27 protein-coding genes are annotated in these 22,994 nt (G+C 42.4%); 18 read left to right on the forward strand and 9 right to left on the reverse strand.

The features are described 5' to 3' along the window. Positions 1-14: 14 nt before the first annotated feature. A complete protein-coding gene (locus tag MKY42_RS05170) occupies positions 15-362 on the reverse strand; it encodes a helix-turn-helix transcriptional regulator (protein ID WP_339849245.1) in 348 nt (115 codons plus the stop codon). Between the two features lie 141 nt (positions 363-503). Between MKY42_RS05170 and MKY42_RS05175 the strand changes: the two genes are divergently transcribed. The 3 genes from MKY42_RS05175 to MKY42_RS05185 all read left to right on the forward strand — a co-directional run bounded on the left by MKY42_RS05175 (position 504) and on the right by MKY42_RS05185 (position 4,287). After that, positions 504-1,019 (forward strand): HEPN domain-containing protein, encoded by a 516-nt coding sequence (locus MKY42_RS05175; RefSeq protein WP_339849248.1) that lies wholly within the window; start codon positions 504-506, stop codon positions 1,017-1,019. Positions 1,020-1,535: 516 nt separating this feature from the next. After that, positions 1,536-1,862 (forward strand): nucleoside triphosphate pyrophosphohydrolase, encoded by a 327-nt coding sequence (locus MKY42_RS05180; RefSeq protein ID WP_339849251.1) that lies wholly within the window; start codon positions 1,536-1,538, stop codon positions 1,860-1,862. Next, a complete protein-coding gene (locus MKY42_RS05185) occupies positions 1,846-4,287 on the forward strand; it encodes a DEAD/DEAH box helicase family protein (protein ID WP_339849254.1) in 2,442 nt (813 codons plus the stop codon). The genes MKY42_RS05180 and MKY42_RS05185 overlap by 17 nt, the downstream gene beginning before the upstream one ends. 51 nt (positions 4,288-4,338) lie before the next feature. On the opposite strand, the gene MKY42_RS05190 is transcribed toward MKY42_RS05185, so the two are convergent. Both MKY42_RS05190 and MKY42_RS05195 read right to left on the reverse strand, forming a co-directional pair. Then, entirely contained in the window at positions 4,339-4,719 is a 381-nt protein-coding gene (locus MKY42_RS05190; protein ID WP_339849257.1) for a hypothetical protein, read from the reverse strand. A 22-nt stretch (positions 4,720-4,741) separates the two neighbouring features. Continuing rightward, on the reverse strand, positions 4,742-5,632 hold the full coding sequence (locus MKY42_RS05195; protein WP_339849260.1) for a hypothetical protein: 891 nt from the start codon (positions 5,630-5,632) through the stop codon (positions 4,742-4,744). Between the two features lie 299 nt (positions 5,633-5,931). Here MKY42_RS05195 and MKY42_RS05200 point away from each other — a divergent pair, with 299 nt between their 5' ends. Next, a complete protein-coding gene (locus tag MKY42_RS05200) occupies positions 5,932-7,851 on the forward strand; it encodes a 3'-5' exonuclease (RefSeq protein WP_339849262.1) in 1,920 nt (639 codons plus the stop codon). Between the two features lie 104 nt (positions 7,852-7,955). Here MKY42_RS05200 and MKY42_RS05205 read toward each other — a convergent pair whose 3' ends face one another. The 3 genes from MKY42_RS05205 to MKY42_RS05215 form a co-directional block, all read right to left on the reverse strand. Then, complete coding sequence (locus MKY42_RS05205) at positions 7,956-8,768, reverse strand: MerR family transcriptional regulator (RefSeq protein ID WP_179261402.1); 813 nt, start codon at positions 8,766-8,768, stop codon at positions 7,956-7,958. Beyond that, on the reverse strand, positions 8,743-9,669 hold the full coding sequence (locus MKY42_RS05210) for a DUF2268 domain-containing protein (RefSeq protein WP_179261400.1): 927 nt from the start codon (positions 9,667-9,669) through the stop codon (positions 8,743-8,745). Before MKY42_RS05210 ends, MKY42_RS05205 begins: the two co-directional genes overlap by 26 nt. A gap of 221 nt (positions 9,670-9,890) precedes the next feature. After that, positions 9,891-10,610, reverse strand: coding sequence for a hypothetical protein (locus MKY42_RS05215; RefSeq protein WP_090893640.1), 720 nt, complete (start codon positions 10,608-10,610; stop codon positions 9,891-9,893). Positions 10,611-10,693: 83 nt separating this feature from the next. Between MKY42_RS05215 and MKY42_RS05220 the strand changes: the two genes are divergently transcribed. The 9 genes from MKY42_RS05220 (at position 10,694) to MKY42_RS05260 (ending at position 17,389) form a co-directional block, all read left to right on the forward strand. Then, complete coding sequence (locus tag MKY42_RS05220; protein ID WP_339849268.1) at positions 10,694-11,455, forward strand: hypothetical protein; 762 nt, start codon at positions 10,694-10,696, stop codon at positions 11,453-11,455. Between the two features lie 568 nt (positions 11,456-12,023). Continuing rightward, positions 12,024-12,647: a sigma-70 family RNA polymerase sigma factor gene (locus MKY42_RS05225; protein ID WP_090893644.1), complete on the forward strand. Its 624-nt coding sequence runs from the start codon at positions 12,024-12,026 to the stop codon at positions 12,645-12,647. Between the two features lie 3 nt (positions 12,648-12,650). Beyond that, the gene (locus tag MKY42_RS05230) at positions 12,651-12,830 is read left to right on the forward strand and encodes a YvrJ family protein (RefSeq protein ID WP_090893646.1); all 180 of its coding nucleotides are present in this window, start codon (positions 12,651-12,653) and stop codon (positions 12,828-12,830) included. Continuing rightward, positions 12,811-13,062, forward strand: a complete 252-nt coding sequence (locus MKY42_RS05235; protein WP_090893648.1) for a helix-turn-helix domain-containing protein — start codon at positions 12,811-12,813, stop codon at positions 13,060-13,062. The genes MKY42_RS05230 and MKY42_RS05235 overlap by 20 nt, the downstream gene beginning before the upstream one ends. Before the next feature lie 273 nt (positions 13,063-13,335). Continuing rightward, a complete protein-coding gene (locus MKY42_RS05240) occupies positions 13,336-13,827 on the forward strand; it encodes a MarR family transcriptional regulator (protein WP_090893651.1) in 492 nt (163 codons plus the stop codon). A 167-nt stretch (positions 13,828-13,994) separates the two neighbouring features. Continuing rightward, the gene (locus tag MKY42_RS05245) at positions 13,995-14,813 is read left to right on the forward strand and encodes an NmrA family NAD(P)-binding protein (protein ID WP_339849279.1); all 819 of its coding nucleotides are present in this window, start codon (positions 13,995-13,997) and stop codon (positions 14,811-14,813) included. 201 nt (positions 14,814-15,014) lie between these two features. After that, positions 15,015-16,313, forward strand: coding sequence for a galactokinase family protein (locus MKY42_RS05250; RefSeq protein ID WP_339849283.1), 1,299 nt, complete (start codon positions 15,015-15,017; stop codon positions 16,311-16,313). Between the two features lie 297 nt (positions 16,314-16,610). Beyond that, positions 16,611-16,892, forward strand: coding sequence for a hypothetical protein (locus MKY42_RS05255; RefSeq protein WP_339849286.1), 282 nt, complete (start codon positions 16,611-16,613; stop codon positions 16,890-16,892). Between the two features lie 245 nt (positions 16,893-17,137). Beyond that, the gene (locus tag MKY42_RS05260; RefSeq protein ID WP_339849289.1) at positions 17,138-17,389 is read left to right on the forward strand and encodes a hypothetical protein; all 252 of its coding nucleotides are present in this window, start codon (positions 17,138-17,140) and stop codon (positions 17,387-17,389) included. 42 nt (positions 17,390-17,431) lie between these two features. On the opposite strand, the gene MKY42_RS05265 is transcribed toward MKY42_RS05260, so the two are convergent. The 3 genes from MKY42_RS05265 to MKY42_RS05275 all read right to left on the reverse strand — a co-directional run bounded on the left by MKY42_RS05265 (position 17,432) and on the right by MKY42_RS05275 (position 19,543). Continuing rightward, complete coding sequence (locus tag MKY42_RS05265; protein WP_339849292.1) at positions 17,432-17,764, reverse strand: hypothetical protein; 333 nt, start codon at positions 17,762-17,764, stop codon at positions 17,432-17,434. A 550-nt stretch (positions 17,765-18,314) separates the two neighbouring features. Then, on the reverse strand, positions 18,315-18,845 hold the full coding sequence (locus MKY42_RS05270) for a hypothetical protein (protein WP_339849294.1): 531 nt from the start codon (positions 18,843-18,845) through the stop codon (positions 18,315-18,317). A gap of 353 nt (positions 18,846-19,198) precedes the next feature. Continuing rightward, positions 19,199-19,543 (reverse strand): hypothetical protein, encoded by a 345-nt coding sequence (locus MKY42_RS05275; RefSeq protein WP_063565969.1) that lies wholly within the window; start codon positions 19,541-19,543, stop codon positions 19,199-19,201. Positions 19,544-19,624: 81 nt separating this feature from the next. Between MKY42_RS05275 and MKY42_RS05280 the strand changes: the two genes are divergently transcribed. From MKY42_RS05280 to MKY42_RS05300, 5 genes are all read left to right on the forward strand, one after another. Next, a complete protein-coding gene (locus MKY42_RS05280; protein ID WP_339849298.1) occupies positions 19,625-20,509 on the forward strand; it encodes a hypothetical protein in 885 nt (294 codons plus the stop codon). Positions 20,510-20,583: 74 nt separating this feature from the next. Then, positions 20,584-21,066, forward strand: a complete 483-nt coding sequence (locus tag MKY42_RS05285) for a hypothetical protein (RefSeq protein WP_339849301.1) — start codon at positions 20,584-20,586, stop codon at positions 21,064-21,066. A gap of 36 nt (positions 21,067-21,102) precedes the next feature. Next, positions 21,103-21,396 (forward strand): WXG100 family type VII secretion target, encoded by a 294-nt coding sequence (locus tag MKY42_RS05290; protein ID WP_339849305.1) that lies wholly within the window; start codon positions 21,103-21,105, stop codon positions 21,394-21,396. A 29-nt stretch (positions 21,397-21,425) separates the two neighbouring features. Beyond that, positions 21,426-21,797 (forward strand): hypothetical protein, encoded by a 372-nt coding sequence (locus MKY42_RS05295; RefSeq protein WP_063565968.1) that lies wholly within the window; start codon positions 21,426-21,428, stop codon positions 21,795-21,797. A 541-nt stretch (positions 21,798-22,338) separates the two neighbouring features. Then, positions 22,339-22,905 (forward strand): hypothetical protein, encoded by a 567-nt coding sequence (locus MKY42_RS05300; protein WP_339849316.1) that lies wholly within the window; start codon positions 22,339-22,341, stop codon positions 22,903-22,905. The last annotated feature ends 89 nt before the right edge of the window (positions 22,906-22,994 follow it).

Here is a 22,994-nt window from a genome sequence, read left to right on the forward strand (position 1 = left end):
TTGTTTTTTTATGTTCAAGTTCCTTTTAATATCTCGCGAATAATATTTTTAGTTAAGTGAATTCTCTCTGGAGGGGCATCTCTCAACATACCTATAATCTCTTGAATAATTATTTCTGATTCTGTAAATTTATACTCTTCATCTACGTAAGCAAATAATTGAATCAAATTAACATCCAATGACTCAGCGATCTTTGCTAAATTCACCAAAGAAACGTTCTTTTCTCCACGTTCGATCTGTCCTATGTATGAAAAATGAAATCCGCCTTTTTCTCCGAGGGATTCCTGTGAATACCCTCTTTCTTTGCGTAATGCGCGAATTCTGGCTCCGACCAGCTTTAAAACTTCTCTGTCCTCGTTCATGGTATTCACCTCTCTATGTTCAAAAGTGTAGACAAGTTTCCTCAAGGTAAACACCAAACAAAGAATACAAATAATTTATTTGATTACTATAAGTATCATTTCATTGTATAATACTGGTATTAACTCTTTGGAGGGATGACAATGGCAAGAAGTTGGTCCATAACCGAAGCACATTGTAATCAACAAGTAGATTTTACTCCACGTTCACAAGACCATGATATCTCCACACAACTTAGGTCCAAACATACTCCGGCTTACCACATGCTACATACTACAATAATGGACTTTCACCAACATGCTAAGTATCATCTCAAGCTTGCCGTAATCATGCGTAATCACAATCAGTTCAAAGCCTGCCTCATCCTCTGTGATTGGGCATTAGCCTCCATGATTAAGGCGCTTTATATCCATAAGTATCATTCAGTTCATTCACCCAAGGAACTCACCATGAACGAAATCTTGCCTTTAGTGCATACGGACACTGAACCTGGATTGGATATCGCTTTGTTCATCGGTACGATGCAACATATGTCATCCCTAGCAGATTACCCGAACGACCAGCCACTAGAACTGGACAACATCGAAAAGATTCTTCAACGAACAGAAGAGATATTGGACGAGTTAGCCACTCGATTGAAGGATGATTCATCAGAGTAAGATGTTTTTTATTGATCATTTAGGTTAAATGTTTGATTGATCTATGTTACGCTTACAAGATGACATCATCCAAATAAAGGATATATGATGCAGAGATTACAAAGGATGCTCTTTGCTTTGCAGCTGGAAAGTAGGTGTACATTTTGAAAAGAGTAATTGCTATCGCGTTTTTCATATTATCTATAATGGAATTGGTTACATTAATCCTAATTGGTAAAAGCTTGATGACCGGGTACATGGAACCGAGTACATTTAGCGGGATAATTTCATTCCCACTAGGCGCTACGTACCTCTCGATCTGGATGTTCTTTTCACGGCAAGAGTTTACCGGAGGACGAGTCGCGGCACAGATCAGTTTTACAGCGGCATTGTTGACGTCGTGCCCGTTGGTGTGTTTGTTGATCGTTTTCTATTAAATCAACCCATCCCTTCCCCATAGCAAATGGTATAATGGCAAAAAGGGAGATTCTGGCGCTAGGCTTGAAGGCTCTCACAGCAGAAAGGATGTTATACCACATGCCTACATACAACAAATTGGTGCGGGACAAGATTCCGCATATTATCACATCCAATGGCAAGGAATGCCGCACACGCATTCTGGAACCGGAGGAATATAAGCAAGAATTAAGAACAAAGCTGCAAGAAGAATCGGAAGAGTACATGAGTGCGGGAAGCGATCAGAAAGCGCTGGAAGAACTGGCCGACATGCTCGAAGTGATCCGGGCGCTGGCAGAGGTACACGGTGTCAATGCAGCACAATTAGATAAACTACGGGCAGACAAAGCGGAGGCGCGCGGCGGATTCCAGGAACGGGTGTATCTGATCGATGTCGACGAAGCGTAATGTTAGACTCATTACAGATAACTTGGCAGACGAACTCATTTCCCGGATGCAGCATGCATCCGGGATTTATATTATGACGTCCTTTATTATGCAGTCTGGTGTGAAGCTGCTTGCGCCGCACTTAAAGCGGGCGGCGGAGCGTGGGGCAGAAGTACGGATGCTCGCGGGAGACTATCTGTATATCACGCAGCCGGAGGGCTTGCGGGCATTGTGTGAGGTCCATCCACGAATTGAAGCTCGGCTGTGGCGAAGTATGGGCACTTCTTTTCACCCGAAAGCGTATCTGTTTGATCATGACAACGGCGAAGGACTACTAATTGTCGGCTCTTCGAACTTTTCCTTCACGGCGCTGAAGACGGGATATGAATGGAATCTGGCGATGAATGCGGAGGCGGAACCCTATACGTTCCAGATGGCTTTGGACAAGTTCATGCAGAGCTTCTACCACGAGACGACCTTGCCGGTGAACCCGGATTCGATTGAACTGTATGAGGAAGAGTACCGCAAATATCACCAGAAGAACCCGGAGATGATCCAGCGCATCACGGAGATGGAAGAAGCGGAATTTGGCACAGGTCTGCCAGAGGACAAAGAGGAAGAGACCGCCGAGCTGTCACTGGTGCCGATTCAACCGCGCTTTGCTCAGTTGGATGCCCTCGAAGCACTTCATGGCACGATGGAGGAGCAGTACGACAAGGCGATGGTCGTTATGGCAACCGGGCTCGGCAAAACGTATCTGGCGGGTTTCTTCGCCCAGCGGTTCCAGCGGGTGTTGTTTGTGGCGCATCGGGAAGAGATTCTGTTTCAGGCGAAGAGGTCTTTTCAACGGATCATGCCGGAGCGCAGTCATGGGATATATAACGGACAGTACAAGGATGGGGCGGCGGATTGTGTGTATGCTTCGATCTTTACGCTGAGTATGCAGAAGCACCGGGATGGTTTTGCGATGGATGCATTTGATCTGATCGTGGTGGACGAATTCCATCATGCGGCGGCGAAGACATATATGTCGGTGATTGAGCATTTTCAGCCGAAGTTCCTTCTGGGCATTACGGCGACCCCGGATCGACTGGATGGCAAGGATGTGTATGCACTCTGTGATGGGAATGTGGCGTACCAGATGCATTTTATTGAAGCGATCCGGCGAGGTTGGCTGGCGCCATTTCAGTATTACGGGGTATTCGACGATACAGATTATTCGCAGATTCGCTGGATCGGGACAAAGTATGATGAAGAACAGCTCATGGCCGTTCAGTTGCAAGAGGAGCATGTAGAGACGATCTTTGCAGCCTGGGTCCGACATAAACAGACGAGAACGATTGGCTTTTGCTCGTCGATCCGGCAGGCAGACTTTGTAGCTGCGTATTTCCGAAGTCAGGGCGTTAAGGTACTTAGTTTGCATTCGCGCACATCGGAGATGTCGCGGGAGGAAGCCATTCGGCAGCTTGATGCGGGTGAGCTGGAGGTTGTGCTGACGGTAGATCTGTTCAACGAAGGTACGGATATTCCACGTGTGGATACGCTATTGTTCGTGCGTCCAACCGAGTCGCTCACGGTGTTCACCCAGCAGGTGGGGCGAGGACTGCGGCTGGCGGAAGGCAAATCGCATTGTGTCATCATCGACCTGATCGGAAACTACCGGAATGCGGATGTGAAGCTGAGTCTTCTGGACGTGCGCGGAGACGAGGAACGAAGCGGAAAAACGATGGATTCGGCTGTGCCTGAGGTTCCGGCTAACTGTGGGATTCATCTGGAGACCCGTGTAGTGAACCTGCTTCAGGAGCTGAGCCGCAAACGGCTGCCGCGCCGCGAGAAGTTGCATCAGGATTTTCTGGATGTGAAGCGAGAGCTGGGGCGTATTCCGACGTATCTGGAGCTGCACCTCATGGGGCGTTCGAAGAGTGTCGGGTATCGGAGCGAATTCGGTTCCTATGTTGGATTTCTGTACTGGGCGGAGTTGCTGTCTCCGACTGAGGGAGAGGTGTACGTCCGCCATGAAGCATGGCTGCGCGATGTGGAGAAGACGATCATGAACAAAAGCTACAAGATGATCGTGCTGCTGTACATGCTGAAGCGAGGCGAAGCGCACTGGATGGACCCGATCACACCAGGGGAGATGGCAAGCTTTTTCCATATGTACCTCACGGAGAAGGAATACCGGAAACGGAAAGACTTTTCGGCCAAGGACAAGCTAGCGCTCTGGGAATGGAACGAGAAGACGGCAACACGGATTGAGAAACTGATTATTGATATGCCGATGTCGATGTGGAGCGGGGCGAAGGGCAGTATGACGCGTTTTGGGGAGGGACTGTTTTCGCTGAATGTGCAGGTGCAGGATGCGGAGGAACGGGCGCTGCTGTATCGCTGGACGAAGGAGATTTGTCTGTATCGGTTGCATGTGTATTTTGAGCGGGGAGAACAATAAATAAAACAACCCGAATTATAGATTTTTAATTTTATAATCCGGGTTGTTATTTTAAAAATTCTTATATAATGTTTTTTTGCCTGTGACCAGTTCAAGGACACCTACAAGTAGACAGAGGACGAGTAAATACCAAGAAGTCGAAAATTGTGGGATGAATGTTACTAATGAATAGAGCATAAAGTACACACTATCTATTAATATGAAAATACCCAATAATTTCTCAGCATTTGCTTGTTTCGTTAGAATTAAAATAGCTGCTGACAATAGTACAAGCGCTGCCAATATTATTGAGGGAAGATACCAAAAGGTACTTAATTCCAGCTGAAAAAAAGGGAACGACTCATTGTTTATAAAAGGAATAAGATGGTAGTAACCTCTACTGACAATAATAATTACAACAAGAATTTTTGCAATGAGCCAATCATTTTTCATAAATAAACCCTCTAACTTATCGTTATGGTATTACAATTTCTTTAGTATCGAAAGCATAAATAGGTATAGGCCCAGCCTGTACTTGTCTTGCTGCTGCAGAATATAGTATAAAATCATTACTACTTGTTGATGTTGTCTTAATAGGATAGTCTGTGAAGGGCTGCGTCACTTCAAAAGGTGTCGTGTAGACAAAGCCATAACCAGCATCTTTGTTTTTAATTCCGAAAGAACCATAAGGTCCTAATTTCTCAATAGTTGCATTAAGTTTATTGAAGTAAATCTTAATTCCATCAGGATCGTTTGTATATCTAGTATAGTATAACGTACCATCATTATAACCTGTTCTTACAAAGCCGCCCATTTCGGATGATTTATGACTCAGTCTTACTGTCATATTTTTTGCTGTTGAAAACGTAGAGAATCCACTGTTTTCTTCGATTGACACTTCCAATTCGCCTTGGCTATCATTAATGGTATCGATGATTTGTTTAGAGTTTTTGATTGCCTCGCCTTTATCGTCAATGACAAAGGCATGATGAACTACTTGATTGGAATCAAAAACTACTCCACTTAATCCGTATTGATTAGTTACTACGTCTGTTTGTAGGTGATCTGCACCTACAAGCGCATTCCCAGAGTAACTCTGCAATACGTCGTCTGAATATTTATCTGCTTCAAGATTAACTTCTACATTATCCAAAATATAAGAAACAGATAGATGTGAATCAGAGTAAGAGACTTCAATATCTTTCAAATCAGCCTTTTTTGAGAAAACATTATCGATAGAATTATAGCTAAATCCGCTAAAATTTTTTTCGGAAGTTTTTCCATTTGCCGCATAGCTGGCACTACTTAAAGAAAGACTTAGGACTAGACTTGTGCAGAGTATTAAGATTTTTTTATTGATTCTCATTTAAACCCTCCGTTGGAAAAATTTTATTTACTTTAATACTCTAACATACATATTTACCAAGAGATACCTTATGAATTCATTTATATTAATTTGATTCAAAAGGACCATTTTCAGGTATGGAATCTTAATTAGTTCAAAAGTGCTAGAAAAAGGTTTTGACGGGGGGAGGTAAATATAATCGATAAGATGCTTCAGAAAAATGACTGGTAGGGAAAAAGAGTGCTGGAAAATTGTGGTTTACTGATAGATAATGTACATATAGCAAGTAAAGATTTCACTAGGAATTAGGAGCGATTAGCATGGCAAATACAGTACCAGAGGTTATACCGAAGAAAGCGACTGCAGGAGAAAGATTATTGTTTGAGACTTTAAAGAAACATCTTCCGGAAGACTACATTGTGTACTATGAACCTGAGATTCGTGGAAGACGACCGGATTTTGTCATTATCGGGCCAGATTTAGGGTTGCTTGTACTAGAAGTGAAGGATTATACCAAAGGCACACTGCATCAGGTAAATCGGGATGAATGGACTTTACACACTACGGCAGGTGAGACGACTACTGAACCGAGTCCACTGAAGCAAGCAAGAGGTTACGCATTCCTCATAGCGGATCAATTGAAGAAGGATAAGAATCTGATCAAAGAGGGAACGCCAGGATATCTGAAATTCAATTATGGGTATGGTGTTGTTTTCACCCGGTTGAAGCAAAGGGACTTTCTACATATGGATTTATACAGTGTTATTGATCCGGTGTTTGTGCTGACCAGAGAAGAGGTCAATCCGGAGGATGAAGATTTCTCGGAAGAAATTCTGATTGAGAAGCTTCTGCACATGTTTACGGTGCCTACCCGGAACCGATATAGCTTGACCCATGACGATATACAAGCAATTCGTTACCATCTGTTCCCCGAAGTGCGGATTAGTTTGGAGCGCAAAGAAATCGTGCCTCATCAGGACCAGCTATTGTTATCCTTGCATAACATCAAGACGATGGATCTGCATCAGGAAAAGATGGCGAAGCAGGTTGGAGACAAGCACCGATTAATCCGTGGCGTTGCGGGTAGCGGTAAAACGCTGGTGCTTGTCAGTCGGGCGCGGATGCTGGCGAAGGCCAATCCAGACTGGGACATTCTTGTACTTTGTTATGGATCAACCTTATCCCAATACTTGAGACAGGCCATTGTGCAGAAGATGGCAGAGCCTGAGGATTTATTTGATCTTGTAGATAATGATGGGGTTTCTACGCTTGGATCCAATATTCAGGTGAGTACGTTCCATTCGTGGCTCGGAAAGCAATTTCGGATTATGGACAAGAAGTTGCCGGCCTTGCTGGAGAAGATGGAGCAGGGGATGCAAGAGTTGCCGAAATATGATGCAATATTGATTGACGAGGGTCAGGATTTCGAACCGGATTGGTTGAAGTTGGTGAGTGCTTGTCTCAATGAGGAGACGCAGTCGCTCTTGCTTGTGGAGGATCGGGCGCAAACGATTTTCAAACGAAAAAACAGTTTGGCTCAAGATACGGGACTGGACTTCCGTGGCCGCTCCAAAATTCTGACGATCAATTATAGGAACACGGCACAAATCGTGCAATTTGCGTGGGATTTTTACAAGGAACACTCCAGGTTACAGCACAAAGTCATTAGCACTGCGGCAGACGGAATCGAGATTATACCGCCTCAGTTCACAAAACGAAAAGGACCAGAGCCTCTGATCTATCAAAGCCAAAGCACGAAGGCGGAGATGGCGTTTGTAGCTAAGTCGATTGACTATCTGCGCCGGGAAAAATCGTTTGCCCTGAAGGATATTGCAATCCTGTATAGGGTACAGGAACATCAAGGAATTAACATTATTGGTGAGATGGAGCAAGCTCTAAACGATAACAGTCTTCCGTATAATTGGGTGACCAAAGATGAACAGAGCAAGAAGAGTTTTGATCGCGAAGAGGAAAGCATTAAAATGTTAACCATCGATAGCGCTAAAGGGCTTGATTTCAGGGCGGTGTTTATCATTGCCATTGAAACGATGCCACGTAAGATGGGAAAAATAGATGAAGTGGATGAACGGGAGGTGTCCCGTTTCTATATCGGTATGACACGAGCCTTGGAATGGCTGTTCCTGAGCTATTCTGGTGAATCCCGATTCACGCAATATCTGGATGAGGTTCAGCAGCAACGGACGGAAAGGCAAAGAGATAAAGCGGTAAGCAGAGGGTAATCGCATGTGGTCTGAACGAACAATGGGAAAGTAATATTTACACGTAAAATGAACTATATTAAAAAAACGTATCTTCCATACATATGCAATGGAGATACGTTTTTTTACTTTGTTACCTTGTTGGTAGAGGGTATCCAATTCACACAAAATGACTTTTCCCCACCCTCCACATAAACCATAATAGCTTGATGCAAAAACCTCAAAAATCCCTCATCGCCAAACTGATCGAAATAACCCGCATAGCGACGATCTGCCGTATAGGCTTCTGCGATATACCTGAGAATCTCAGCATCACAGACCATGAACTGCTCCAGACAACTCTTCCATTCAAGCACTAACGATCGCACCTCATCAGAATCAGGGGACAGATCCTGATGCTTCGCCAATTCCCGAAATACCTGCTCCATGTTGACCGAGAACTGCTGGTAAGCTTGTTCTTGCTCTTCCGCAGACAGTTGGTTCACATTAGCTTCGAATTCCTGATATTTCTCGGTGTCTCCATATACAAACTTCGCCTCAGTTTCATATTGCTCTTGAATAGACAGAATGGAAGAGTCGTCAAACAGATGAAGATGAGAGATATCCGTCCCATCTACATACTCATCCAATTGGTCGATGATGGTTTCGAGTTTTTGTTTGTGATGAACGAGTGTACTGCGATGCTCTCTCAGGATATCTTTCTGTTCGTCTTTGGAGAGTTGCATCATGGCTGCAATGTCTTTTAAGGAGAAATTCATTTCTTTGAACAAGAGAATCATTTGCAGATTCCCCAGTGCCTCTTGATCGTAATACCGATAGCCATTGTCCTCGACTCTGCTTGGTTTCAATAGATCCGTTTTATCGTAATAATGTAATGCGCGTTTGGTGATGCCTGTTATTTGAATGATATCTTTAACGGTGAAATAGGGTGTCTTCATTCCAAAAGTCCTTTGTTTCCGCAAGGATGTCACTTGCCGGAGTGATGGTTGCTTCGGTGATCGGTGTACCTGTTTTATTCAAATAATATTGGATTAAGTGATAACCGCAGGCATAGCCAGCCGCATAGGGCATACCAACGGGCGTGAAGTTTTGCATGATGGCAAGTTCATCGCCGTATAGATACGGATTAATCTGGTCAAAACCGGTGAGATGCAGCTGGTCTTTCATTTTTGGTTTAATTAAGGTGTTCAAAGTCTCCATATCCGTTTTGGCTACCCAGGGGCCTAGCAACTTTTCTCCATACAGGGATGTCGCAAAGCTCTCAGCCAACCCCTCACTAACAACCATTTCTCCAAGCGTAATCTGTGGATTCCACTGGATAAATTGATATCTCACATTATGATTGCATTCATGAGCTAACACGGATTGAATACGAGGTAAAGTATACGCACCCGGAATCAGGTTCGCAATAATATAACCAGGAATGCCGCCATCTCCGCTGATACCTTCGTTCATGGTGAGTGATGGACTGTTCTTATCGCCTAATAAAATCGTATATAGATATTCGGAGACAGACAGCTCAATCCCATGATCTGTAAAGGTAGATAGACTCGTACGAACGGCTTCATGACACTGTTGCCAAAATGCTTCAGACGAAATCGCTGCTAGCGATTCGTTAATCTCAGGTGTGATATCTGCGGGAGCGATATTCATAAAGTTATTCATCATGATCACATCGAAGCCGTGAGGCTCATGAGAGCGAAACGGGATATGTTGTATGTTCCATTTGTTCATGAAAGGACCCATCATTCGCTCGCGGTATAACTCCAATTTCTCATCGGGTGCAGCCTGAATGATCTCTTCATAGATTTGATCTGAGCGCAAAGCGGTAATTTTCATCCTTAATCTCTCCTTTAGGTGAACTTGAGATCATTATCAAGTATGACCTGACGTAACAGTCAAGGAGAAATCGCTAAATAGTTTATTTACTAATTGTTACAATTTTGGTTCAATTCCTTTGAACTTTGAGACAGAACTGAAACCCCCACCAAAGATCCTTATTATATAATGCTTTTAAATTGGAAAAACACCCCACGAGGGGGTGTTCCGCTTTTACCAAATTAAAAGTTGGTCGAGTATGACAATCCAAATGTTGAAATGTTATAACTCTTTCCGTGTACGGTGCCTGATCCATTACGAATAGCTGTTCTACGGGCAATTGGATCTGAGCCGCTAACTCCTTTCAAGACAGAATACAATCGTTCTTTATCGGGATAACGACCTGTCTCTCCCATATCTCTCCATGCTTTTTCGAGAGATTTAATTTCGGAAATGATTGAGCTTTCTCCGGAAAGACTCCAGGACTGAACGGAATGATCGAATAAGAAGGCAAGCCCCTGCGTGCTAATAATGCCGAATTTGCCAGCGAAGGTGACAGCGCGATCAAAATAACTTTCGGCATATTTACGTTGAAGTGCCTGGTTCGCAGACTTTGCCCCCATGGACTCAAACAGTGTCTTCCATTCGGATACCACATTACCGCCGCTTGTTGAGATACTGGCGCCCCAATCAATTTGTTGTGATTTCGTTTTGTTGTTGACCACATCTTTCAGGGTCGCGGCTTTGGAAGTACCGAATACGGCTTTGAACTCGGTTTCGTTGTTCTGAATGTACTCTTTTAGTAAAGGTTGCAGGGTCCCTTGACCAAAGTTGTACTGGATAATGCCGAACGAAATTCCTTGTCCATCAAAATTACCTGAAACGGTGGAATAACCATCGTTTCCTTCAAAAAATCCGGTATTTCTCAACAATTTGTCTTTCAAGCTGTCTGTAAGTGCCATATAACTTCATCTCCTTATGTTTGGGAATACTCATAAGGCGAACGAAGTCGACTTTAAAACAACCTGAAATGAGGAAAAAGGTTATGAAAAAATATATGATCCCTTTCTTGCTCCTGTTGCTTGTCGGTTCAGGGAGTACGGTTTGGTTGTACTTAACCAGCTCATCCGCGAGTGAGGCGACTGAAACAGTCTCCACCGAGACGGAACTCCCGCATACCGAATTATCCACTTTACCTGATATCGTTGAAATCAAAAGTGAGGGGGAATCCGTAAAATTATCCCTTAACGACATTCCTCAGTATAAGAATTATTTATTGAATGAAGGGGATATTCAAACGGAGATTGCGCGCACTCAATTTACTTCATTGGATGTACCTTCTTCTAATATGTATGTGATGCTAAAATATGGGTGTGGGGCCAAGGATTGTTCCACTATTCTAGTCCAAACCGATGGGAATAAAAGCGAAGGTCTAACCATGCCTGTGGGCATATTTCAGGATTATAAAGTTTCTTCAGATCATAAAAAGGTGTTAATTCGTTACGCTTATGACGAAGGTAGTCTGGTCAAAAGACAAATTCTTGTTGCCGTAGATCTCGAAAAATTAAAAATCGTTCCGTATACATCAGCTGCTCTTGAAGAGCCATTTATGTTGAAGCCAACTTGGCCCATCATCTCATATGATTGGATAAATAATAACCAATTCAACATTGAAACGGCAGCGTTGGAAACAAGCGAGTATTCAGCATTAAAAAACTGGTTTTCTTCCGAAAATCGCAAAACCAGGAAGGTCACGATTGGGCTGGATGTGAACAAACGCCTCAATGAATATCCAAAAGCAATGTAAAACGAAGTAAAGCTGGGAGATTAGTCTCCCAGCTTTCTATTTAATTACGTGGCTCCTGACGGTTATCGCAATACACCAAGAGATCCAACAGCTGTTTTTGTATCGTCCAGAACCCCGCGATCATTAATGCCTACAGTATTATCTGAAGTTCGTGTAATCACTACATCTACACCTGCGTTGGTTAGATATGTGTAATCACCTCTATGAATTATTTGATCGGTGCCAATCTATTTCATAAAGCGTGATGGACTTATCTAAAAACAACCTAATATGGAGTATATGATGAAAAAAATACTTATCTTTTTGTTTTCTCTGTCGTTAATCTCCAAAGATAAGGATTATTCACCCTGAAAGTGATAATGAGACATCAGCCTAATTGTGCTGGTGTCTTATTTTTTATATCTCAGGGTCATGAGGATAATCATCTGAGGGATGGATTTTTAATTATTTTGTACGATATGGGAAAAAATATAGTATAATAAAGAGAACAAATGTTCTTATTTATGGTTGTTTTTTCTTCTGCCAAAAACGCCTTCTTAAATATAAAAAGTGAAGGAGGCGGAGTCATATGAGTTCCTTAGAGAAGATTTGTCATTACCCAACACATTCGGTGACTGCACAGTTTGAGGAGTACAAGCATCAGAATCCCGCGTTATTCCATAATCGGGTTGTTCTAAACTTTTTCGAACAGGAGAAGCACCAGAAGTTATTGTTGGAGTCCTTGAGAGGGGAGGCTGGTAAGGAAGAAGAGTTAAATGAGGCGTTCCGCAAATATTTCTTTCAATTTCGATTTATCACTTATGTCACATCATCGCTCAAATTCATGAGTATCGATCAGATGCGGCGTAATCAGCGTTATGCTACCCGAAATGTATTGATCTATGACAGGCCATCCTCGGACGAGTCCAGTATGTGTATTGGTGAGACGATGAGTGCCTATCAAACTTCAGTGGATAATGTACAGCCGGATAAACAATCTACTAATTTCCAGGAAGGCTTTGCGGATGAGCATGTGGAATCGGCATTTGATAGTTTAACGGATAAGCAGAAGCATGTCACTACACTATATTATGGACAGGGTTACCACGATCATGAAATTGCGAGCAGACTTCAGGTTAGCCAGCAGGCGATAGCGAAGACAAGAAATGCAGCTCTGAAAAAAATGAAAACCGTGTTGGTTAGAGAGGAGTAAGTAATGGACAATAGCGCATTTGCGACTTTTATAGGTGGAATCAGTCAGGTCGGTTTTCCCATCATGATTACATTATATTTATTTACCCGATTTGAGAAGAAGCTGGATCAACTCTCAGTGAATATTAATACCCTTATAGAGGTAATTAAAGCGGTGATTAAAGATGAATCAAAACAACGTTGAATTTTATGATGCAGTGCAGAAGGCACAGAGTGGGGATCGGGAGAGCATGCTTCAAATTATTAGTGCATTTCAACCTATCATTCAGCGGATGAGATATCAGGTGAGACCTCAAGAGCGTGACGATCTGTCACAGACCATTGTTGAAGGATTGATCATTAAGATCATGAATTATGAGTTGGAGCATGTACCTACATACTCGGAGTTCTGCAAACAACTGTTTGATGCCGAATGAAAAACGAGGGATTATATTTTAAAAAAACTAAATCTGAACCCTGTCCATATTTCATGGTGTCTTTAGTTCACTGTGAAATATTCACAGGGTAATTTGTCAATAAAATAAGAATCTAAAGTGGCTTCATCAAAGCGATATTGATATCGTTTCTGCTAGGCATAATGAAAGGGGATATGGAGTCTTGAACAAATGGGTACATTGACATTTTCAATAGAGAAAGTTATCTTAAACTATATAGTTAAGTTATTAACTAAATGGAGAGGAACAGACCGTATGGACCAATTACAAGAAGAAAACTTGCCCTCAATTGACTCTAAACAAGATGCGCTGCAGGAATACTTGCTTCATCTGCCACTGCCGAATACAGCTTTTTTCATAATGGTTGAGGCTACTGCCAACCTGGTAGCTGTATCGGAAAAATACTGGCAGTCGAAGGGGCTGAATGGAGCAAGAATCCGTGTGCTTGTGGAGATTGCCAAAGATGGGGGAACGATGCTACCTTCAGTGCTTGCCGAAAAAATTGGTGTCACCAAGGCTAATATCAGCTTACTGCTAACACCACTGGAGCGTGATGGTTATATCGCGAGAGCTGAACATGCCCGAGATGGTCGCAAGACGGTGATTTCCATTACCGATGCTGGACGGACATTATTGAGTGGGCATCTTCCGGGAAATCGTGAAGCTGTAGCAAGACAGATGGACAAATTGGATGAACAAGAGCAGCATCAGTTGATCATTTTGTTACAGAAGCTGAACATGTCTTAATACAGTTTAAAACGGTGATAAGATCAGAAGATTCTAGAGCGGGTTGTGTGGAAATGGATATGATTGGTCCAGCGAGGAATATGTTAAAGTCCAGCTGATCATTCTGTCCATTTAGTTAATAACTTAACTACTTGATTATAATTTCATTTAAAGGAGGGGAAAATAGGATGTCTATTATGATTACTGGAGCGACAGGACAATTAGGCAATCTGATTATCGCAAATCTGCTTGATAAAATTCCGGCTACAAAAATTATTGCAGGTGTCCGTAATTTGAGTATGTCCTCAACCTTAGAAGCATTAAAGGATCAGGGTGGAGAGGTTCGCTTCATGGACTATGATAGTCCGGAAACATGCCAGAAAGCTTTTAACGGTGTGAATAAATTGCTGCTGATCTCTAGCTCACATACCGATGATACGGTGCGGCTAACTCAACATACTAGTGTAATTCATGCAGCGAAGAAAGCAGGAGTTGAACATATCTTCTATACCAGCTTTGCTTTTCCTCAGACGGGTCTTAAAATTCCAGTAAGCGTTCATAAACTTACCGAGCAGGTCATATTTGATTCAGGTATGAAGTATACGATTTTGCGCAACGGGCTGTACATTGATTTTGTGGATGTACTTGGATTAAATGAGGCGATACAAAGTGGTGTACTGACAACTCGTCCCGGAAATTGGCGGTTCAATGCTGTAACACGTAGCGATCTTGCACAGGCAATTGCGAACGTACTCGCAGGCAAAGGATATGAGCAGCAAATCTATGAGCTGGCCGCGCCAAAAACTTGGACCTTTGCTGATCTGGCTGAGGTGCTTACAGCGTTTGCAGGCAAGACCGTTATTCACAGCGAGGATGTGTCAGTGCAGAACTGGATCTACCCTTTTTTAAGTAGTATAGATACGGTATCTACATCGAAGGACCTTGAGCAATGGATGGGTCATCCGTTAACTTCGTTGAAGGATAGCATCGCACCCTTTCTGAAATAAGCGAACGCCAATTGGAGCGAAGTTAAGCCTATGATTGTAAAATAAAATCAATTTAAAAAACGCTTACAAACTTGCAATTCTACCCTACCTTTTACCAAACGAAGCTGAGATAATGGGAGAGTAAACGGGAATGAATTGTTCCCCGTATTGTTTATCATCTACGTCAAAAATAAATGCTGCATATCCATAGGAGGATTATCAATGAACACTCAACCACTGGAACTGATCCAATCCACTTCAGGCCAAGCGCTGCTTGCCCAAATGTACGGTCAGCAACAACTAGAAGAACAGACAGCACGTTACACCAAGCTCAATGAATCATTCGAACAGTATTTTGGCGTACAAGTGTGCAGCAAATTGTTCAGTGCGGCTGGACGCAGCGAAATTGGCGGCAACCACACGGATCATAACCACGGCAAGGTGCTGGCGGGCAGTATTACGCTGGATACGATAGCGGTGGCTGCGCCAACGACGGATTCGGTAATTACCTTTTATTCAGAAGGCTATGAACAGAAATATGTAATCGATCTCACAGATTTGGCACCGAAGGCTGAGGACGACGGCACTACAGCTTTGATTCGTGGTATGGCTGCGGGATTTGAGAAGTTCGGATACAAAGTGGGCGGCTTCCAGGCGTACATCTCCAGTAACGTGTTCTCGGCGTCCGGGCTGAGCTCGTCGGCATCGTTCGAGATGCTGATTTGTACGATTCTGAATCATTTCTATAATGAGGGCACATTAGATGTGGTCGTCATGTCCAAGATTGGTCAGTATGCGGAGAACAACTATTGGAATAAACCATCCGGTCTGCTGGATCAGATGGCTTGTGCCCATGGAGGGCTAATTGCGATTGATTTTGAAAATCCGGCCGAGCCTGCAATTGAGCCTGTACAATGGGATTTCCAACAAAACGGTTACTCCTTGGTCATTGTAAACACAGGTGGGAATCACGCGGATCTGACGGAGGATTACGCTGCTGTACCATATGAGATGAGAGCGGTTGCTAAAGCGCTGGGCAGTGAGTATGTCCGGGAAATTACGGCTGAGGCGATCTACGCCAATCTCAAGCAGGTACGTGAAGCTGCAGGGGATCGCGCGGTACTGCGTGCGCTGCATTTCTTGGAGGAAAACAATCGAGTGGACGGTCAGGTACAGGCCTTGCGGGAAGGTAGTTTTGCTGATTTCTTGAATCTGATTACGGCATCCGGGAACTCTTCCTGGAAATGGCTCCAGAATGTATATCAGAGCGGCTCGGTGAAGGAACAGGAGATTGGTATCGCATTGGCGTTAACTGAAAACTATCTGCAAAAGCTGGGTGATGGCGCTTGCCGTATACACGGTGGTGGATTTGCAGGGGTCATTCTGACGATTCTTCCCAACGAAAAGGTTGAGGATTATATGTCCTGGATGCACGGCATGTTGGATACGCCAATTATTGTGGTTAATGTACGTGCGCAGGGTGCGGTTTGTTTGAACACATTAATCGAAAACGTGGGTTAATCTTGTCGGTGTAACACACTGCGATGTTTAACCTGTATAGGTAGTATTAAACAGTACATTATAGCGGTTCTCCAACTTGACACTGGTCATGGAAGAGGATCGCTTTTTGCTGTCTACATTAGGAGAGATAGCTCGCTCCTGACTTTTTTTTGAGGGAACGGTCCGTTATTAAAAACTTCAGATCAGGAGTTGGTGAAGATGATTGTGGAACCTGAGCAATCTTAAGTTCATTTCTCTATAAAATTCCAAACTTTGGTCACGTTTCCGTGTTAAATTAGGTAAAGGAGGGGATGCAGAATGACGACAACCACACTGGCTGAGCAGGAAGAGGCGTGTTTGTATGACGAGTTAAGACATGCGCTGGAAGAAGTGGAGGAAGGAAAGCAACGGCATAAAATGTTGAAGCATATGATCAGGCAAATCAAGTTTGCCAAATGGCGGAAAGAAAGATTTCACTGGTTTGATCAATACTTCCTGAATGTAAGGCCAGTAACACTTTGGATCATGTTAGCCACTGGGGCGCTTATGCCAGTAATGTTGTTCAGCATTTTTATATGGGTATCCTTGTGGGTGGAATGAATCATGAATGATTAGGGTAAATACCTTTGAATGAATAGCATGTTAAAGTGAGGGCAGTGGGTATGGAGGAATTATGTGTACATTCACTGCCTAATAACTTCATTAGGCCAAAGATGCACTATAATGATTCTACTTCTTTTGGTATAAGTTCACATATATAGGGGGTGAATAATATTTTTAAAAAGCTTAAATGTTTATCTATGATATCTATACTTTTATTACTTATCCTTGGAGGATGCAATTCTATGCCCAATCAAAACAAAATCATTGAACAGGCCACAGAAATTGGTCAACAGTATTTTATAGATCAATACAATACGGAAGTTGAGTTTACAGATCATAAGTTCATGCCAAAAGATCTTAGTCACAATGTTAGTCTAAGCGGACATGTCAAAGACGACAAAGAAACGGAAGTCTCTATTCTTATTGATTATGATACGTTTGAATTCCAAACAGCTATTGTCCCCAAAGAACTGCTTAAACAAAAGAAAAAATAAATTCTAAACAATATCTTACTTCTTAGTGAGAAATGAATCAATTTATTTAAGAGGTTTGATATGATCAGGCACTGAACCTGTTTTGACTTCATAGGTATCATAATCCACCATAGCGAATACTTCTTGATCTTTGTTGCCTTTCACATATCCCGTCAATGATACCGTATGAGATAAGTCAGCCGGAATGAATTTATGATTTGTGAATTCTACATCAATTCCATAGTTTTCTTTAAAGTAAGTGAGACTTGCTACTTCGGCTTTTTGAAGGATGTCTTTTTGTTCATTTGACATACATCCGCTTAATACGATGAAAGCAAAAATGAACCATATAAACAAGAACGCTAATGTAAGATATTTTCTATTAGGAATATTCACTTCATTACTCCTTGCCGTACCAATGGAATGTGATGCATTATTTCTTGTCCGTTCCTTCAGGGAGAGAAAGCGTTTCCACCTTCAGAGGAACTTATGATCAGTAAAATCAACCTCCAACCCATAAGTATCCAATATGTATTTATGGGCAAACTGCTCTGCATCAGCAAGAATTTCTTTCTCTTGAGTAGACATACACCCTCCTAGAATAGTAAAAATTAGTCCCAAGGCTACAATGAATAGTAATCTTTTTTTAAATCAATAGCACCTTGGCTTCCATATGATGGTATAAATATACTATAGACACTTAATTTAAACCAGATTACATATAAGCATAAAAATGCATTGAACTCGAAGCTCATAAAGAAGAACTGAAGCGATATATTCGTAAAATGGAGGAAGAGGACAGAGAAGATCGCAGGGATCGCAGCAGGGTAGAGTAATACCTCTTTACAAGAAAATAGTTAGACAGGAATTAAACTTCCCATCTAACTATAGTTTGTTTTGTTTATGAATTGTTAAAGATCGACGCTATCCGAATAGCCGATACTGATTAACGTGTAGCTGACTTCGCCTTGTTCAACGTTTGAATTTTCTCCTGCATGTACTGGTGGTAATCGCTAAAACTGCTGATGTGGTGCAAGGAATCGGAATTTTCAGACTGAATCTTAATTTTGCCGTCCTGAGGCAGTTTTTTCATCTCAGCAACGACTTCTTTCGAGCCTTGAATATCTCCAGCCATCTCCTGAATTCGTTGTAAAAGCGTTGGATGGCCCTCATGTTGCAGCATTTCAGCGAGAGGTCTCATTTCCTCCAGCTTCTGGGTGGATCGTTCAAGGGTGGTCATTACTTTGTCTTCATCCATGCTCGCATTCAGCGAAACCATGCGATGAATATGATCCTTTTCCATCCGTTCCAACGCTTCCAGGTGGGAAGCTTCCAGTCGTTTGGGATCGTTCCAGCTTTCGGTTTGAACGGTCTCCTTCTGCTCCGAAGCATGGTTCATATTGGCATTGCCACATCCCCATAACAGAGTAGAGCAAGTTAACACCGTTCCAACGGCGATAATGCTTTTTAACCTCATGTTGTCACTCCTTCAATAATTTCCTGAAGGTAGTATGAGCTATAATATCCATAATCATGCTTGTATTCTTCATTTCTTTCCCAGAAATAAGCATATCTTTGATCAGACTGGTAAGAACGTCCTATAAGCACTCCATATATTTAGCTCATTGAGATTGAAATTACAGACTTTCTGCTTATTTTTGTAAGCATATGTTTTCGGGTATGTAGATATTGATTTATAATGAATAGATACAAATAAAGGGAATTTGTTGCAAAAAATTCATCTAACAACTAAAAAAAGATTGGGATGTTTTCTCCCAATCTTATATAACGAAGTGTAAATATATCGGTGTATTTCTTTGCAGATTTTTCTCAGGAAGAAGGTACTTCCTTTTTCGGATTTCGGCTATCTATAAACCAGCCTGGTCCTTCTACACTGAGAACCTCCTTTGTATCATAATTATAGGAAACGGTAATACGTTCATCCTCATGTCCTGGAACATGACCGTAAAGGTATAGGCGTGAATGGATGGAAGGGTCGTCAATATCATGACTTGTTACAATAAAGTCCGCATTGTAGTACTTCTTTATGTACTGAACACTTATTGGTGTAGCTGTTTCTAAAATATTTTGCTTATCTGAGGTAGACATACTTGAACATCCTCCTAATAAAAATAAAAAAATAAGTAAGATCAGAGCTACAGGTTTTATTTTCATAGGGCATTAATTCTCCTTTTATGGAAATAAACTCTAAAGACACTTTAATACAAATTATTATAATAGACAAGGCGGGGTATCATGACATACATAAATGATAAGACATATTGGACCATTGCAGATGAGGTATACAAACGAGATTTACCATCATCCGGATACAAAAATGAAAATCTTCCAGGTTGGACAATAGTTGAACCCAAGGGGGCAATGCTTCACGATACGAATGGTTCGGGATTTGATGCTTCAGTGTTTTACAATGAGGACCACAATCAAGTTATTATTGGTTATAGGGGAACTGAACCGCCTGATCGTCCCAAATGGAGTGTAGTAACCGACTGGGAGACTGATTTAAATGATGTTGTGGGTAATCGAACCAAAAATTTGGAGAAAACTCACAATTACATGGAGCAATATAAGGAAGAGATTTCGGCGCTACCTCTGCATAAACAAATGCCTTTTATTGATGCTGAATCCAGATACCGGAATAATCAGTTTGTTCAGGCAATGAATCTCTATGACAAAGTGAAGGAAGAGTTCCCGGAAGCTGATATATCAACGACTGGGCACTCGCTGGGAGGGGCGCAGGCAGAATATGTTGCGATTCGTAACGGAATATCTTCAGCGAGTTATAATCCGCCAAGTGTTGTACATTTGCTTCCTGACGATTTGCAAGAGAAGGTTCGCAACGGAGATTATCTGAAAACTAATGTGGCCTATGTCCATCCAGGGGATTCTGTAGGTTCTGGTGTGAAAAGCGCGGAGCAACATGTCGGTGCTACTTACTATATCAATTCGACTTTTGAAGATGCTAATAAATACGAGACAATCCCTATGTTCTTACCGATACCTCGGGAGACGTGGTGGGAACAAAAACTATTTGGTAACAAGTGGTCGTTTGAATTTGTCCGTGTTCCTTCCATATCGGGAGAACAAAGTGTACTATCTAAGTTTTTGGATCTCTGCTAGTTGGCCAGAGAACGCATAGTATGGATCATTTTACTTTCGATGAAAAAGGGAACATAAGTAATATACTGTTTACGATGGATGGGCAACGTGTGGAAGGCCAGCCTAGAGTGGGAAATTATGAAGAAATGATGCGGACGAGAGAAGAGTTTAAGGAAGCGATGACTACGCTTGTTGAGAAGCATGGTTCTACGATGGGAGGGTTTGGCCAACTTGCGGCAGCAGTGCTGGGAATCAGCCCGGCCGGTATGAATAGGCAGGACCCAGCGTACTATGTTGGCGACCGACATGGTAGCACCATTCAGTTAACACCTGAGGAACTTGGACAGGCTGCCCGACAGATGCGGGATAGTCTACATGGTTTTGCCAATGATGCACGCTCCTCAATCCAGATGTTTCAAGCACATATATCAACCAGTGAGAGCCAATCCTTTACTCCTATAGCCTATGATGCTACAGCAACGTTGGAGCGGATTAATCGGTGGTATCAGGAATCAATTACAGAAATCGCAGATTATATTGAAATGAAAAGGCAGGATTTTGTTCTAGCAGATCAATGATAGCTTAGCTTGAATGAACGTACAGGAGGTGTACATATGGGGAGAATATTTATCTCACTGTCAGATTTGAGAAGAGCCATACAGCAGTGTGAACAGTTGCAGCAACGCTTGATTCAACAGGAACAGCAGATGCGAAGCATATATGGAAGGCTGCAAGATTGGAAGGGAGAGTCTGCAGTGAAGTTGTCTGCAAAAATGTCGACTTTTCTTGAAGGGACTACATCCAAATTAGCAGAGTTAGAAGAACACAAAGAGCAATTAAAACGATATATAAGAAAGATGGAAGAGGCAGACCGCGAAGATCGGCGTAAAGCGCCGTCTCCTTATTAATCAGTTTACTTGCCGAGCAAGGAGGTATTATGTTTATCTACCACAATCCGATCTGGCGCTGGACCATTAATCTTTTATATCCTGCCATTATCTTTGTCTTCCAGAGCTGGGGACCAATATTGGATTCCTGGGCTGTTCCAATTGTATTTGTCGCATTGTTCTGCTTTCTGTGGAGTGGGGTGAAGGATTTATTCATCTCTACCGGACTGACCTGGTTTGTTGCCATCCCGTGCTGGTGGTACTTCATTGAGCTTCCCAAACCATCGTTTGGCGCAGAGAATTTTGCCGCTCATCTGGTGATGATCGTGCCGCTTTTTATATTTGTGGTGCTACTGCCACAGACCCTGATTTTGACCACACGTATGCGAATAATGGAGTACTATAGGCAGAATGGAAAATAGTCTGATTGGCGGCCGCTGCCTAGTGATGGATACGATAATTTAACATCATTAATGACTTCCTAACCTGTATGGTTGGAGGTCTTTTTATTAATCAGCAAGGAATAAACTATTTATAATTCCATATCTATCCTGTAAAATCTTCTGATAAAGGTTATTCACGTTGGGCGATTACGTTCAGGCAATCAGGAGGGCATATGAGCAAGAGGAAGAATGAGAAGTTATACAATTATTTATTATTATTTTTAGTTTTGTATGGAGTTACTTTGTTTATTTGGCCTATGGCTCTTTTTGGACTTGGTATGTCCTTATCGGCACCGTATCCACACACATATGATACTTCCCGTGATCTATTGGTTAAAATTCTTTTCACCTATCCTTTAGGCGTATTATTCGCGATTTTTTATTGTGGGATCAGTTACGAGAACGGGCGATATAAAGCCCCTTATTGGGTTGTTCATGTTCCATTACTTTGGCCTGTTGCATGGATCATAGTCGAATACTTAGGATTGAAATTTAGCTTTTAAAGAAAAGAGGATTGCATATGACACGTAATCGAAAACGGGGAGCATATGTGTTATTTATTATAGTATTTGTAGCGCTTCTCCTCTTGATTCGATCATGCAAGCCAGAAGAGTTCGCCCCCCTGCTAGCCAGAAATAACATTCAACCTGAACAGGTGAGGGTGGTAGCACCCGTCGATTCAAGAACTCACTTGGTTTTATATCAGGACACCCAGACTGAGGGTATTGCTTCTGCCTTGATTCAGCAAAGGAAGTGGTCTTCAAAAGTAATAAAATCAGAAAATGTCCTTGAGGACAATAAGGATGAGCCAATATCTTATCGTCTGACGGGATACCAGTATTCTAATGACAACACGTGCTATATTATATACGGATATATCCACAATCCGGACATAATCAGATTACTTATCCGCTATAATCCGAATTCTCCGGTTGCGGAAGTAGAGGCAGGGATCCTTGATCCCTCTGATCAGGGGAGGTTGTGGTTTGCTGTAATTCAGCAGCCAATAACGGAAATGCAGATGGACATCCGAGGGCTCGATAACGCTGGCAATACGATCTACTCATCCCTGGATAACGAAGATTAGAAGATTACATGAATGTTATTTAAAATCTCATCTCCCTACCAAAATAATCGAAGCATCAACCAAACAATCCCCTAGTCCGTTTCATACGG

The sequence above is a fragment of the Paenibacillus sp. FSL W7-1088 genome, from assembly GCF_037969855.1.
GTDB lineage: Bacteria > Bacillota > Bacilli > Paenibacillales > Paenibacillaceae > Paenibacillus.